This window comes from Synechococcus sp. H60.3, assembly GCF_047462295.1.
Classification (GTDB): domain Bacteria; phylum Cyanobacteriota; class Cyanobacteriia; order Thermostichales; family Thermostichaceae; genus Thermostichus.
Genome location: NZ_JANSIY010000032.1, coordinates 7,012 through 20,255 on the forward strand (window position 1 = coordinate 7,012; position 13,244 = coordinate 20,255).

Annotated in this window: 15 protein-coding genes; 10 read left to right on the plus strand and 5 right to left on the minus strand. The window is 62.3% G+C overall.

Features of this window, described 5'->3' with window-relative positions:
* Nucleotides 1-69: 69 nt before the first annotated feature.
* From NW841_RS05245 to NW841_RS05265, 5 genes are all read right to left on the minus strand, one after another.
* Nucleotides 70-921 carry a sulfite exporter TauE/SafE family protein gene (locus NW841_RS05245; protein WP_414385688.1) on the minus strand — a complete coding sequence of 284 codons (852 nt, stop codon included), beginning with the start codon at nucleotides 919-921 and terminating at the stop codon, nucleotides 70-72.
* Between the two features lie 99 nt (nucleotides 922-1,020).
* A complete protein-coding gene (locus NW841_RS05250) occupies nucleotides 1,021-2,082 on the minus strand; it encodes a Gfo/Idh/MocA family oxidoreductase (protein WP_414365815.1) in 1,062 nt (353 codons plus the stop codon).
* A 109-nt stretch (nucleotides 2,083-2,191) separates the two neighbouring features.
* Nucleotides 2,192-3,820: a dolichyl-phosphate-mannose--protein mannosyltransferase gene (locus NW841_RS05255; RefSeq protein WP_414365816.1), complete on the minus strand. Its 1,629-nt coding sequence runs from the start codon at nucleotides 3,818-3,820 to the stop codon at nucleotides 2,192-2,194.
* A 209-nt stretch (nucleotides 3,821-4,029) separates the two neighbouring features.
* Nucleotides 4,030-5,055, minus strand: a complete 1,026-nt coding sequence (locus NW841_RS05260; protein WP_414385690.1) for a carboxypeptidase-like regulatory domain-containing protein — start codon at nucleotides 5,053-5,055, stop codon at nucleotides 4,030-4,032.
* 58 nt (nucleotides 5,056-5,113) lie between these two features.
* Nucleotides 5,114-7,075, minus strand: a complete 1,962-nt coding sequence (locus NW841_RS05265; protein ID WP_414385692.1) for a carboxypeptidase regulatory-like domain-containing protein — start codon at nucleotides 7,073-7,075, stop codon at nucleotides 5,114-5,116.
* 167 nt (nucleotides 7,076-7,242) lie between these two features.
* Between NW841_RS05265 and rpmJ the strand changes: the two genes are divergently transcribed.
* From rpmJ to prfA, 10 genes are all read left to right on the plus strand, one after another.
* Complete coding sequence (gene rpmJ, locus NW841_RS05270) at nucleotides 7,243-7,359, plus strand: 50S ribosomal protein L36 (RefSeq protein WP_414365890.1); 117 nt, start codon at nucleotides 7,243-7,245, stop codon at nucleotides 7,357-7,359.
* A gap of 209 nt (nucleotides 7,360-7,568) precedes the next feature.
* Nucleotides 7,569-7,952: a 30S ribosomal protein S13 gene (gene rpsM, locus NW841_RS05275; protein ID WP_011430299.1), complete on the plus strand. Its 384-nt coding sequence runs from the start codon at nucleotides 7,569-7,571 to the stop codon at nucleotides 7,950-7,952.
* A gap of 83 nt (nucleotides 7,953-8,035) precedes the next feature.
* Entirely contained in the window at nucleotides 8,036-8,422 is a 387-nt protein-coding gene (rpsK, locus tag NW841_RS05280) for a 30S ribosomal protein S11 (protein WP_011430298.1), read from the plus strand.
* Between the two features lie 143 nt (nucleotides 8,423-8,565).
* On the plus strand, nucleotides 8,566-9,567 hold the full coding sequence (locus tag NW841_RS05285) for a DNA-directed RNA polymerase subunit alpha (protein WP_414365889.1): 1,002 nt from the start codon (nucleotides 8,566-8,568) through the stop codon (nucleotides 9,565-9,567).
* 91 nt (nucleotides 9,568-9,658) lie between these two features.
* On the plus strand, nucleotides 9,659-10,009 hold the full coding sequence (gene rplQ, locus NW841_RS05290; protein WP_414334838.1) for a 50S ribosomal protein L17: 351 nt from the start codon (nucleotides 9,659-9,661) through the stop codon (nucleotides 10,007-10,009).
* 5 nt (nucleotides 10,010-10,014) lie between these two features.
* A complete protein-coding gene (gene truA / locus NW841_RS05295) occupies nucleotides 10,015-10,878 on the plus strand; it encodes a tRNA pseudouridine(38-40) synthase TruA (RefSeq protein ID WP_414378250.1) in 864 nt (287 codons plus the stop codon).
* Between the two features lie 49 nt (nucleotides 10,879-10,927).
* Complete coding sequence (gene rplM, locus NW841_RS05300) at nucleotides 10,928-11,383, plus strand: 50S ribosomal protein L13 (RefSeq protein WP_414365886.1); 456 nt, start codon at nucleotides 10,928-10,930, stop codon at nucleotides 11,381-11,383.
* A complete protein-coding gene (gene rpsI / locus NW841_RS05305) occupies nucleotides 11,380-11,793 on the plus strand; it encodes a 30S ribosomal protein S9 (RefSeq protein WP_414372560.1) in 414 nt (137 codons plus the stop codon). The genes rplM and rpsI overlap by 4 nt, the downstream gene beginning before the upstream one ends.
* 76 nt (nucleotides 11,794-11,869) lie before the next feature.
* On the plus strand, nucleotides 11,870-12,091 hold the full coding sequence (gene rpmE, locus NW841_RS05310) for a 50S ribosomal protein L31 (protein ID WP_414365884.1): 222 nt from the start codon (nucleotides 11,870-11,872) through the stop codon (nucleotides 12,089-12,091).
* A 71-nt stretch (nucleotides 12,092-12,162) separates the two neighbouring features.
* Nucleotides 12,163-13,244: peptide chain release factor 1 (gene prfA / locus NW841_RS05315; protein WP_414378248.1), on the plus strand; the 1,082-nt coding region annotated here is incomplete at its 3' end.

Below are 13,244 nucleotides of genomic sequence, written 5' to 3' on the forward strand. Positions count from 1 at the left end.
GCTTCCCAAGGGCGGCCACCAGCGAGTTTTTCCCCATAGGGGAGGGCAAGGCGTTGAAGGGAGGAGTTGCTACTGGTTGTCCAGGGCTTGGTAGTTCTGCCAGGCTTGCCAAAAAACGTAGAGGGAAAGCCCAGCAAGAAAGGTTCGGAAAAGCAGGCTGACGATCTCATCCGGCAGCTTGGGCAGGGTGCGGGTGCTGATCTGGACGCCGACCAACCCCCCTGTACCCAGGATCAGGCCCGGGAGCCAGAGCACATTCCGGCGGATGGTGCCATCTCCAAAGCCGAGAGCGTTCGCCATCCAGTTGCCCAGGCCCGCATGGCCGAGGGTAGCAGCAGTTGCCGTGAGAACAATTGCCCCCAAACTGGTTTGGATGGCCACCTTGAGGGTTTCCCGCAACAGCAGGATCTGCAGCGGCACCATGATGATGCCACCGCCGATGCCGAAAAGCCCCGCCAACAAGCCAGCAGCGCCACCAGTGAGGGTGCGGGCTAGCCACGGCGGCATCTGACTGCCGGCAGCAACAACTGGCCTCTCCAACGCTTGGGCGTGGGCGACCACGGTTTTGCGCAGCTCCACCAGGTAAATGTTCGACAGCAACAGCACCCCAAAGGCCGCTAGTAGCAGATAGCCGGGCAGGCGACTGGCGAGGATCGCCCCCCCCTGAGCTGTAACCAGAGCCGGGATCCCTAGCAGGATCACCCGTTTGGGATCCAGCATCCCCATGCGCCAGTTTTGGATGCTGCCCGCCAGGGAGGTGAGGAGAATGGAAAAGTTGCTGGTGGCCACCGCCTGCAGCGGCGGGATCCCCAAGCTCACCTGCAGGGGCACCAAGATTGTCCCGCCGCCGATACCCAGAAAGCCGGCTAGGATCCCTGCCACCAGGCCGCCGATTGCCAAGGCCAACCCCTCTTCTACCACGATTGCTCAACCTTGCCTCTCCACCAAGCCTTTGCCATCCTCGCCCTCCCCACCCATGACCGGCTGGCAGAAGATACCGCCTGGATGCCGGCGGCAAAGCTAAGACAAAAAGCTCCGGCAGGGTTTGGCCTCCCTCCAGGCGCATCCATCTAAGGCAATCCGCTCCACCTCGGAAGCCAACTTCAAGGCCTTCAGGGCCTGCTCCCCGCCCACCGACGGCTGATTGCCCCCCCGCACACAGTTAATAAAGTGCTCCAGCTCGGCGTGGAGCTTGTCAATGGGGTCGATGTGAACCTTCTCGATGAGGCAATCCCGCTGGTAGGATCCCTGGCCGTAGTCGCTGCTGCTGCCGCCTCCCTGGCGGTAGATGGAGATCTCGTTGTGCAGAAAGTCGGCCTCCACGAGGGCATTTTTGCAGTGGACGGCAATTTTGCGCACCTTGCGGTGGGTAACCTTGCTGGCCGTGAGGGTGGCGATGGCGCCGTTGGCAAAGGTGAGGGTGGCAGTGACGTAGTCCAGGTAGCCCAGCTTGGAAGCGCGGTTGCCGCTGGCGGTAATTTGGGTTACTGGGGAAGGGATCAGCTCCAGCAACAGGTCGATGTCGTGGATCATCAGGTCAAACACCACCGACACGTCGCTGGCGCGGTCGGAATAAGGGCTAAGGCGATGGGCCTCAAAGGCCAAGGGTTCCTCGCGCTGCAAAACTTGCCCCAGCCTTTGAAAAACAGGGCTGAAGCGCTCGATGTGCCCCACCTGCAAAATGCAATTGCAATCGGCGGCGCGGTTGACCAGGGATTCTGCCTCGCCAATGCTGGCGGCAATGGGCTTTTCGATCAGCACATGAACCCCCGCCTCTAGGCAGGCGATGCCCACCTCGTGGTGCAAAACCGTCGGCACAGCGATGGCCACTGCCGCTACGTGGGGCAGGAGGTCGCGGTAATCTTCGTAGAAGTGAACGCGGTGGCGGCTGGCCACATCCAAGCCTCGCTCCACATTGATATCGGCTACCCCTACAACCTGCACATCCTTCATCAGGCTGAAGACGCGGGTGTGGTGCTGGCCCATGTTGCCAACCCCAATCACGCCGACGGGGACAGGCTGCCCTGTGTAGGCCGGTGGACGGCGGGGAGAGTTGGCAGGACTCGGGCAGGATCGGGCCATAGGTTTCCACTACCTCCACCACAGGGTTTTCGCAAGCCACACCCCGTTTTCCAGCAACGGAGCGCAGCTTTTTCCCCAAACAAACTGCACAAAGCTTACCATGCCTTCCTCAAATCCAGTTCAGCCCAGGAATCGGCGGCAGGCGCAGGGGTGCTCGCTCACAGGCCTGGGGGCTAAAGCAAAAGAGCGGGGTCGGCGTGGGGCGAAACCACATGCGGGCATAGAACCCACTGGGGCTAAGGGGGAGGCCAAACCAAATCGGGAAAAAGAAGACAAAAGACGCCAAAACCAAGCCCACCGCCGTGATGCTCGCCCTGCGCCAGAAGCGACGGGAGTGCCGCCAGCCCAGCAGCACCAGCCAGGCCAGGGCCAGCGTGCTAAAGGCCAGAGCACTCATGTAGTGGTAGATGAAAACGCAGCGGCTAACGATAAACCAGGGCAGGTAGTTGGCTGCATAGCCAATTAGGATAAAGGCTTCCAGGCCGTGGAAGCGCCGGATCCCGCGCCAGACCAGTACCAAGATGGATCCCGTCCCCAGCCACCACAGCCAGGGATTGCCTAGGCCATGGACGACTCGCCACAGATCGCCCTGGGTGCTGAAGTAGTAGCCCACCGGGCGGCCCATAATCGGCCAAGACCAGGCCCCTGCCGAGGCCAAGGGGGTAGTCAGCCAAGGGCGCAGCGCCGGGAACCAGGCCACCAGGGAGCGCAAGCTGGTGGAGCAATAGGGGTGAACAGGGGTGTTTTCATCCACCACGAGATCGGCATGGAGGTGCCCGCTGTAAACGGATTGGTTGATGAGCACCAGGGATCGAAAGTAGTTCTGGATCCCCGTCCAGCTCCAATCCAGGGTTAGCCCCTGCTGCGGGTTAAGCTGCAGGTGGGGGATCCACTGGATGGCATAAAAGGCCAGGGGGGCGAGGACGAAGCAGAAGACGTAGTGCCACCAGCGCAGGTGGCGGATTGGGATCAAAATGCCCAAGCGGGGGATCCACTGCGGGCGCAGCCAGACCACCCCCCAGACGAGGATCCCCAGCAGGGCAAACATGAAGGCAAACCAGAGGCCATTCCACTTTACCGAAGCCGCCGCCCCCAGCAGGATCCCGGAGCCAGTGAGGTGGAGAGTCCGCTGCCAGCCACGGCGTTCTAGCCCGCTCAGGAGCAAAATCGAGGCCGCCAGGCCAAAGGCCACCAAATACACGTTAATCAGGCCAAAGCGAGACTCCACCAGAAACAGCCCGTCGGTTAGGAGCAGCACCCCGCTCAAGAGGGCAAAGCCGACGTGGTAAGTAAGGCGATAGGCCAAGCCGGTGAGCAAAAGCGGAATTAAGGATCCACACAGGGCGGTGGCCAAGCGAAAGCCCCACTCGTTGCGGCCAAAGAGTTGGATGCTGAGGGCGATGAAGTACTTCCCCAGAGGCGGATGCACGTCGTAGAAGGGTTTGCCGTCGAGGTAATTTTGGGCAAACTCAGGAAAATACACCTCGTCAAACACTGGAGCCGGCAACTCGGCCAGACGCCAGAGGCGTAGCCCTAGGCTTACCAGAAAGATAGCGAGCGCCCCCCCCAGCAGCCAGCGGCGGTCTCCCGCTGGCCCAATCGCAGCCGGAGCAGGAGTAGCAGTCTCTGTCTCTGGAGGAAAGTTGCCAGCCGCTGCCTCAGCGCGGGTGGAGGGAGCTAGGAGCGGGTTGTCCCTTTCCGGCCTTGTGGGTTGGGGAGGGTGGGGTTCAGACGTCATGGGCAGGAGAAGTCTCCACTAAGACGGCAGCAACGTTCTCAGTGCTACTTTAACCTGCCACCGTTCCCTCTCTCCTCTGGGCCAGCCCCAGTTGGCCCTTCCCAGGGTTCAGGGCGAGCACAGTAGAAAGCAGCTGAATGCCTCCCGACACTCATCTTCGTTGAGTAAACCAATTCACAAATCCAGTGCGGGGCTTCCCGCCAATTAAGCTAACGAGGGGAGCTAGGGATAACTAGCTCCACGGCCGTATCCCAATGCGAGGGCGGGGGTGGGGCCTCGCCTGGGGTTCGTTCCAGGTAGGAAGCCAGTGGGTGATTTTCTTTCCAGCGGGATCCGACTTCGGCAGCCATTTGGGTGACCTGGATCTGGTAAAGCTGGGCCAGCTCGGCAGCGTTGAGGTTGCCCCGCTCCACCTGGTCGCGGCTGGCTTCCGCCAGAACCTCCGCCACGAGGTTGCCCTGCTCGTCAAACCGCCACAGCTCCAGGCGGCTGCGGGAGCGCAGACTCACCTCCGTCGGCGAGGCCGGGCGGGTGAGGACATCGACGCGGGCGATAACAATGGCCTCCAGGCCCAGGTAATCGAAAAACTGACTCACCGCTTCTGGCTTGCGGCGATCCCACTCGAACAGCTCGTAGAGTGGCCAGCCCACCTGGCGCAAAATGGGCTGCAGGCGGCGGTTGTCCAGAGGTACCACCTTCTCGCTGTTGGGGATCAGGCCCAGACGCACCGCCTCCATGGCTAGGCGCTGGCCCAAAAGCTGGGTATGTTCCAGCCCCCCCACCCCCAAAATGCCGAGGCGACGCCGGGGCTGTGGCCGGATGGGCACCTGCAAAACCACATCCACAGGGGTGGTCAGGCCCCCCTGCAGCAGGATCTCCTGTTGCAGGGTTTCGTAGTCGGGGTGCCACACGGTCAACATCCAACGTCCGGCAGGAGCCTGGTCGAGCTCAAACGCCCCCCGCTCGTCCGTTTGGATGGGCTGATGGGGGTTCTCCAAGCCCTCCAACTGCACCTGCGCCCCGGCCACCGGCTGCCCCAGGCTGTTGCTTACCTGCCCCACCAGCCGTGCCTGGGATCCCACCTGGTCTCGATGGGGAAACAGCGGTGTGAAGTGGGGAATGGGGGTGACCGGCGCCTGGGCCAGCGCTCCTGGAGTCAGGGCCAGCCAGCCGCAGAGACCTAGGCTGCCTAAGCTAACCTTGCGCCGCAGCGCAGTGAGGGAGAAAAGAGGCATGGCGACATCTGCTAATCGCAGTGGGTTCTGGAGAGACAAAATCCTGCTGCAGGGATCCTTACCCAGCAAAGGGATTGTTGGCCTGCCATTGTTGGATAAAGACCGGCACCATGTTGCGCACCTGCAGCCGAAACAGGCCCGCCGCCGCATCTTCAAACAGCGGCTCCCCGCCCACATCATCCTGCCCATAGGCCTCGTAGTAGCGAGCCCGATCCCCCGGCTGATCCCGCTGCAGATCCACCACCACCACTACCCCGCGGCTGCGCAACTGGTTGGGGGTGAAATTGGGGATCTCCACAGGGATTGCCGGCGCTAGGAAGCGCAAGGCCGTATTCAGCAGCGGGCTGCCCTGGCGGTTGTAATCGCGGGAGATTTGCAGGTGGGTCAAGAGGATGTAGCGCAATCCCAGGGCATTGCCGATGGCCTTCAGCTTGTCCAAGTCGGCGGTATAGCGCTCATCCCGATCCAAGAGCGTCAGATCCTGGACGAGAGCCAGAAGCGGCTCAAAGCGGGGATCCGGCCCCAAAGGCCCCTTCAAGAGCAGTACCGGTCGCTGCGGCTGCAACTCCTTCAGGGCCAGGCTGAGGTGGCGGGCCAGCTCATCCGAGTAAACCGGCTCATCCGGCAAAAGGCCAATGCCCTCCGGCTGCCGGGCCGGCTCCCCCGGCGGCAGGCGAATATCTTGGGTGGATACAAAACCGGCCCGCACCTCCACCTGGGTGCTGGTGGGCGGAAACCCCGGCACCTCCACATCCACCAGGTACAGCCCCGCCGGCAACTCCGGCAATACATAGGTGCCGTCGGCGGCGATGCGAACCGTCTGCTGGAGCTGCGTGGCGGTGGCAGCCAGGCGCAAAACCCCGGTCTGGACAGGCTGGCCGGCAATGTCCAGCACCCGCCCCGTCACCACGCCGCGGTTGCCTGCGGAGGCAACTTCCTCCGTCCCCTCCTCGCCAACTTGAGCTTGAAGATCCACATCCACCAGACGCCGCAAAGCCGGGATCCCTGCCGCCACTACCCACAGCTCCCGCTCCCCCAGCCTCACCAAACCCGTTGGCTGCCCCTCCAGCCGCAGCGAGGCGGCCAATCGTCCTGCCTCCAGATCTACGATTTGCAGACGGTCACTGTTGCGGGAGGTCACGTAGGCCCAGCGGCCATCGGGGGAAAGGGCCAGCCGTGTCGGTCGCCAGTCCAGGCCAATCCGCTGCAGAGCCTCGCCGCTGCGGCCCAGATCCAGCACCGTCAGATCCTGGCTGCCGGAGTTGAGCACCACTAGGCGCTGCCGTTGGGCATCCAGAGCCATCGCTTCTGGAGTGTTGCCGCCCCGCCAGCGGGCCAACAGCTCGCCATTGTCGGGGTTGACCACCAGCAGGCTAAGGGGATCCTCCCCGGCTAAGCCGATAAACAGGGATCCCCTCTCCGGGTCATAGGCCAAAGCCAAGGGTGGTCCTGGCAGCGGCAAGTTGCGGGCCTGCGGCTGCTCCGATCCCTCCCCTGGGCCGTTTGGAGCGGGGATCACCGCCAAACTTTGGGCAGCGGGCATAGAGGCGAAAACCCGCCCCCTGGCCGGATCCACGGCCATGTCCAAAACCCCCGCTGGTAGCCCGTAAGCCCGGATCAGCCCCCCGGTTAGCAAATCGAGGGCCACCACCCCAGGAGCATTGGGGCCGGAGGCATAGACCACCTGCCGTGCCGCATCCACCCGCACCACGCTGGGGGCAAAGCCCACCGCCACCTGCCACAAGGGATCCCCGCTCGCCCCATCCAGCAGAGCCACTGCCTGCGCTTCCAAAAGTCCCACTGCCAGCCAGCCCCGCTCCGGCACCGCATCGAGGCGATCGGCAGAGCTGGGTAATGGCAAAAGCCAATCTCCCTCTGGCCTCAGTCCGTTCCCGTCCGCCGAGACACTCCCCACAGAAGCAGAAGAGCCTGTTTCAGGCGAAGGGATCCCTTGCCCCAACACGGGGGATCCCAAGGCCAGCACGCCGCTCATCACCACAACCAGCCATTGCCAGCGCATCGCCTTTTCCGCTCCTCAACCGCGCCTGCTCTCCTTCTTCGCCCAACCAGCATAGCCAACCCCCTCGCCCTTTCCTGGGGGATTCATGTCAGAAAACCCAAACAATTTTTGACAGTCTGCCGCGGCGACCTTAGAATGGATATTCGCTGGTTTCGTCAGGATAAACCATGAAGGTGCGGCCCTCCGTCCGTCGAATCTGCGAAAAGTGCCGAGTCATCCGCCGCCATGGCCGGGTGATGGTGATTTGCCCTTCCAACCCCAAGCACAAGCAGCGGCAGGGGTAGAGGCGCGGATGGAGGGGTGCGGCCAACGGTGGAGAGCACAGCCAAACGACCCTGCTGCCGCCGCGGAGGGCCTGGCGACCCATCTCTTGGCAAGGAGAGACTCTGGTTTCCTCACCTCAACAGCAATATCTTCCGGGCAAAGCTCCACGCCGCCAGTCTAGGCCTAGGGAGCCAGCTTATCTGAGTTTGTTTGAAAGGTACTACCAACCATGGCACGGATTGCGGGAGTTGACATCCCACGCGACAAGCGAGTCGAGATCGCCCTTACCTACATTTACGGCATTGGGCTGACCCGCTCCCGCCAAATTTTGGCGAAGACCGGCATCAACCCCGATACCCGCACCCGCGACCTTACCGACGCCGAGGTGGCCGCCTTGAGGGCAGTGGTAGAAGGCGAGTACCAGGTGGAGGGAGATCTGCGCCGGCAGGAGGCGATGAACATTAAGCGGCTGATCGACATCGGCACCTATCGGGGCCGCCGCCATCGTCTGAACCTGCCTGTGCGCGGCCAGCGCACCCGCACCAACGCCCGCACCCGCAAGGGGGTCAGGAAGACGGTGGCCGGCAAGAAGAAAGCTCCCGCCAAGAAGTAGTGGCTGGGTCGGCGGGCAGAGTTTCCCACCCTCTCCAAACGGCAAAACGGGATGCAAACAGTTGTTTAAAGGACACACAGGTCATGGCTCGGCAGCAACGGCGCGGACGCAAGGTCAAGAAGAATGTCCCCAACGGGGTGGCCTACATTCAGTCCACCTTCAACAACACCATCGTCACCATTACGGATCCCAATGGCGACGTGGTGTCTTGGGCCTCCGCAGGTTCCACGGGGTTCAAGGGCGCCAAGAAAGGCACCCCCTTTGCGGCCCAAATGGCAGCAGAGAGCGCAGCACGTCAGGCCATGGAGAACGGCATGCGCCAGATTGAAGTGATGGTGAGTGGCCCTGGCGCCGGTCGGGAGACGGCAATTCGCGCTCTGCAGGCTACCGGTCTAGAAATCACCCTGATTCGAGATATCACTCCCATTCCCCACAACGGCTGCCGCCCCCCCAAGCGGCGGCGCGTCTAAAGGGATCCCCAGGGCAGGCCGAGCGCTGGCGGCTGTCTGCTCCAGGTCGGCGACAGGCTTGCCCCACTGCAGGATGTGAGGCATGACCTCCAGTCTTCCAAGTTCTCCAAACGGATATTGAGCCAGACGGACGGGGCTACTCTATGATACAAACCAGCCGAACCCTCCACAATCTGGGCAGCAAAGCCACTTCCAGTGCTGCTTCCTACCAGACCGAGTGCGTCGAATCCCATCAGGAAGCCAATGGCGTTCACTACGGCAAATTTGCCCTGGGGCCACTGGAGCGCGGTCAAGGGATCACGGTGGGCAACGCCTTGCGGCGGGTGTTGCTCTCCAACCTAGAAGGAACGGCAGTAACCGCTGTCCGCATCGCTGGCGTCAGCCACGAGTTTTCCACAGTGCCCGGGGTGCGGGAAGACGTGATGGAGATCCTGCTCAACATGAAGGAGCTGGTGCTACGCTCCAACGCTTCTGACACGCAGGTGGGCCGTTTGGTGGCGCAAGGGCCGGGGGAGGTGACCGCCGAGAAGCTGCAACTGCCCAGCGAAGTGGAAGTGATCAACCCCCGCCACCACATTGCCACCTTGGCGGAAGGGGCGATCCTGGAAATGGAGTTCATGATTGGCCGCGGACGCGGCTACCGCGCCGTCGACTACTCCGATAGAAAATCGATGGCCATTGATTTTCTCCAGATCGACTCCGTCTTCATGCCGGTGCGCAAGGTGAACTATACGGTGGAAGCAGCCCGGGTCGGCCAATCCCTGGAAAAAGATCGTCTAATATTGGAGATCTGGACCAACGGCAGCCTCACCCCCCAGGAGGCCCTCAGCCAGGCGGCCCGCATTTTGGTGGGCCTGTTCTCGCCGCTGCAGGAGGTCAGCTTTGACACCCCGCCAGAGCCCCGGCAAGCGGAGGACAATCAGAAGAACCAGATCCCCATCGAGGAGCTGCAGCTATCGGTACGCGCCTACAACTGCCTGAAGCGCGCTCAAATCAATACGGTGGCCGATCTGTTGGTCTACACCGAGGAGGATCTGCTGGAGATCAAAAACTTCGGCCAGAAATCTGCTGAAGAGGTGATCCAGGCCCTCAAGAATCGCTTTGGCCTAACGCTGCCCCGCGCCCGCGAAAAGGGCAAGGCCTAGAGACCCAAACAACCCTCCAAGGTGCTTCGCGCCGCTGGCGTCACCGCAAAACTCAGTCAGGATCCCCGAAGAGCCTAGGATAGAGGTTACCATGCGTCACCGCCGTCGTACCCCCCACCTCAACAAGCCCGCCGACCAGCGCAAGGCCCTGCTGCGGGCGCTGACCACGGCCCTGCTGCGGGAAGGGCGGATCACCACCACCAAAGCCCGCGCCAAGGCCATTCGCGCCACCACCGAGAAAATGATCACCCTGGCCAAAGAGGGATCTTTGGCGGCGCGGCGGCAGGCCCTGGCCTACGTCTACGACAAGGAGCTGGTGCGCTCTCTGTTTGAGCAAGCGCCGGAGCGCTACCGCGATCGGGCCGGTGGCTACACCCGCATCCTGCGCACCGTGCGTCGGCGGGGCGACGGGGCAGAAATGGCGGTCATCGAGTTGGTGTAGGCCCCATGCAGAGCCGTCGCATTGCCCTGAAAATTCAGTACCTCGGCAGCGGCTTTCGCGGCTGGCAGCGGCAAGCGGGCCACCGCACCGTACAAGGGGTACTGGAGGAGGCGATTGCGTCGCGGGCCGGGCACCCGGTGACCCTCTACGGGGCAGGACGCACCGACACCGGGGTTCATGCTGCTGGCCAGGTGGCCCACTTCGACACCACCTCTGGCATCCCACCCACAGAGTGGGCACGGGTGCTCAACGACTGTCTGCCGGAAGATGTGGTGGTGCTGGCCTCGGCGCCGGTGTCTGACGTTTGGCATGCCCGCTTCTCGGCAAGATGGCGCCGCTACCGCTACCTCATCCTCAATCGAGAGCTGCCGGATGTGTTCTGGCGGCCCTTTAGCTGGCAGGTGCGCTGGCCGTTGCAGGTGGAGCCGATGGCGGAGGCCCTCAACTCTCTGCTGGGTGAGCACAACCTGGAAGCCTTCCGCCGGCGGGGATCCGACCGGCCCCACTCGCGGGTGCAGGTGCAGGAGGTGCTCTGTCAGCGGCTGGGGGATCTGGTGAGCATTGAGGTGCAGGCCAGCGGCTTTCTCTACCGGATGATGCGGCTGCTGGTGGGATCCCTGGAGGTGGTGGGCCGCGGCGAGCTTAGCCCGCAACAATTTGTCCACCTGTGGCAACACAACGACTGGAGCCGGATGCGCACCCGCTACAGCGCCCCTCCGCAAGGGCTGTGCCTGGTGGATGTGGGCTATGCTGTGGATCCCTTTGGCTGCCGCTTCGCTCACTCGCCGCCCTTCTGGGCTTTGCCCATGAAGGGGTTGCCCAAAACCCCCGATTGGTCAGCGGCTTTGTGGGTTTCCTCCCTGGCCTAGGCGTTCTCTTGTCCATTTCATCCTGCGGTTGATGTCATCCTTGGCTGCCATGAACACAACTCCCGTTCCCGCCCCCGAAACTCTAACCCCTCGCTGGTATCTGGTGGACGCTGCCAACCAGCGCCTGGGTCGCTTGGCCGTGGTTGTGGCCAACCTCCTGCGGGGCAAGCACAAGCCCAACTTCACCCCTCACCTGGATACGGGGGACTACGTGATCGTGATCAATGCTGAGAAAGTGGTGGTCACCGGCAAAAAGCGCACCCAAAAGCTCTACCGCCGCCACTCTGGCCGTCCTGGGGGCATGAAAGTCGAGACCTTTGCCCAACTGCAAGCTCGCCTGCCGGAGCGAGTCGTGGAGAAAGCAGTCAAGGGGATGTTGCCCCACACCCGCCTGGGCCGGCGGCAATTCACCAAGCTAAAGGTATACGCCGGGCCCCACCACCCCCATGAGGCCCAGCAACCTCAGGTTTACCCCATCCACACGATTCCAGGAGCCAAAGTATGACTCAAGTAGCCAGTAGCCAACGAGCCGTCTATTGGGGAACCGGACGCCGCAAAACTGCTGTTGCCCGCGTGCGCCTGGTGCCCGGCACCGGCAAACTGATCATCAACGACAGGCCCGGCGACCAATACCTGCAATACCAGGAGGCGCTGCTGGCCAGTGTAAAAGCACCGTTGGAGATCCTCGGCCTAGAGAACTCCTACGACATCTTGGTGCGGGCCCATGGCGGCGGCGTTCACGGCCAGGCCGATGCCATCAAGTTGGGGGTGGCACGCGCCCTCTGCGAGGTGGATCCAGCCAACCGGGGTCCCCTCAAGACAGAGGGCTACCTAAAACGGGATCCGCGCGCCGTGGAACGGAAGAAATACGGCCTGCGCAAAGCCCGCAAGGCTCCCCAGTACTCGAAGCGCTAGGGATCCCTGCCATTGCTTTTTCAAGGTCGATGTTGGTAGACAAGGGTATAAGAGCAGGCCAGAGGAGGAGATTGCCATGCCCAAAAAAGGAATCCACCCGCAGTGGTATCCCGAAGCCAAAGTCATCTGCAACGGCGAAGTGGTCATGACCGTGGGATCCACCAAGCCAGAGCTCAAGGTCGATGTTTGGTCGGGCAACCATCCCTTTTTCACCGGTAGCCAGAAGATCATCGACAGCGAAGGGCGCGTGGAGAAGTTTATGCGCAAGTACGGCATGGGTGGCAAGAAAGCTAAGTAGCCGAGCCTCAATTCAAGTTTCTTGGTCTGCCTTGCTGGGCATTGCTGTGAGTCTTCGCTGACACTGGATCTATGGCCTCTGCTCAACTCATCGAGCAGCTTAAAAACGTTGAAGCCACCTTTCAGGAGCTGACGGTACGTCTGGCCGATCCCGATGTGGCGACGGATCCTGCTGAGCTGCAGCGGATCGCCAAGGCCCGCTCCTCTCTAGAAGCCACCGTCCAGACCTTTCATGAGTGGCAAAAGCTTACTCGCGAGCTGAAGCAGACGGAAGAGCTCCTGCGGGAGGTGGCTTCTGACGACCCGGAGCTGGAGGCAATGGCCAGGGCAGAACTGGAGCAACTGCGCGCCCGCCAAGAACAACTGGAGGAAAAGCTGACCCTGCTGCTGCTGCCCCGGGATCCCAACGACGAAAAAAACATCATGTTGGAAATCCGCGCCGGCACTGGCGGCGAGGAGGCGGCGCTGTGGGCAGCAGATTTGGCCCGCATGTACACCCGCTACGCCGAGAAGATGGGTTGGTCGGTGCGCCTGGCCAGCCTCTCGGAAGGAGAGATGGGAGGCTACAAAGAGGCCATCCTGGAAATCCGCGGCGACCAGGTCTATAGCAAGCTAAAGTTTGAGGCCGGCGTGCACCGGGTGCAGCGGGTGCCCGTGACAGAGGCGCAGGGGCGCGTCCACACCTCGACGGCCACGGTGGCGGTGATGCCGGAGGTGGACGAGGTGGAGGTGGTGATCGACCCCAAAGACATCGAGATCAAGACGGCGCGCTCCGGTGGGGCGGGCGGCCAAAACGTGAACAAGGTGGAAACGGCGGTGGATCTCCTCCACAAGCCCACCGGCATCCGCGTCTTCTGCACCGAGGAGCGATCCCAGTTGCAAAACCGCCAGCGGGCGATGCAGATTTTGCGGGCCAAGCTCTACGAGATAAAGCTGCAGGAGCAACAGGCCTCCATCAGCTCCGCCCGTCGCATGCAGGTGGGAACGGGATCCCGCTCGGAAAAAATTCGCACCTACAACTACAAGGACAACCGCGTCACCGACCACCGCCTCAACCAGAATTTCCTGCTCGAGCCGATTTTGGAAGGGGAGCTGGACGAGTTAATCCAAGCTTGTATTGGCCTATACCAAAAAGAGCTGCTGGCGGAGCTATC

Excerpts from the sequence above, each read along its gene's own strand:
- NW841_RS05250 (WP_414365815.1), bottom strand. The coding sequence starts at position 2,082 with ATGGCCCGATCCTGCCCGAGTCCTGCCAACTCTCCCCGCCGTCCACCG.
- NW841_RS05255 (WP_414365816.1), bottom strand. The coding sequence starts at position 3,820 with ATGACGTCTGAACCCCACCCTCCCCAACCCACAAGGCCGGAAAGGGAC.
- NW841_RS05260 (WP_414385690.1), bottom strand. The coding sequence starts at position 5,055 with ATGCCTCTTTTCTCCCTCACTGCGCTGCGGCGCAAGGTTAGCTTAGGC.
- NW841_RS05265 (WP_414385692.1), bottom strand. The coding sequence starts at position 7,075 with ATGCGCTGGCAATGGCTGGTTGTGGTGATGAGCGGCGTGCTGGCCTTG.
- rpmJ (WP_414365890.1), top strand. The coding sequence starts at position 7,243 with ATGAAGGTGCGGCCCTCCGTCCGTCGAATCTGCGAAAAGTGCCGAGTC.
- rpsM (WP_011430299.1), top strand. The coding sequence starts at position 7,569 with ATGGCACGGATTGCGGGAGTTGACATCCCACGCGACAAGCGAGTCGAG.
- rpsK (WP_011430298.1), top strand. The coding sequence starts at position 8,036 with ATGGCTCGGCAGCAACGGCGCGGACGCAAGGTCAAGAAGAATGTCCCC.
- NW841_RS05285 (WP_414365889.1), top strand. The coding sequence starts at position 8,566 with ATGATACAAACCAGCCGAACCCTCCACAATCTGGGCAGCAAAGCCACT.
- rplQ (WP_414334838.1), top strand. The coding sequence starts at position 9,659 with ATGCGTCACCGCCGTCGTACCCCCCACCTCAACAAGCCCGCCGACCAG.
- truA (WP_414378250.1), top strand. The coding sequence starts at position 10,015 with ATGCAGAGCCGTCGCATTGCCCTGAAAATTCAGTACCTCGGCAGCGGC.
- rplM (WP_414365886.1), top strand. The coding sequence starts at position 10,928 with ATGAACACAACTCCCGTTCCCGCCCCCGAAACTCTAACCCCTCGCTGG.
- rpsI (WP_414372560.1), top strand. The coding sequence starts at position 11,380 with ATGACTCAAGTAGCCAGTAGCCAACGAGCCGTCTATTGGGGAACCGGA.
- rpmE (WP_414365884.1), top strand. The coding sequence starts at position 11,870 with ATGCCCAAAAAAGGAATCCACCCGCAGTGGTATCCCGAAGCCAAAGTC.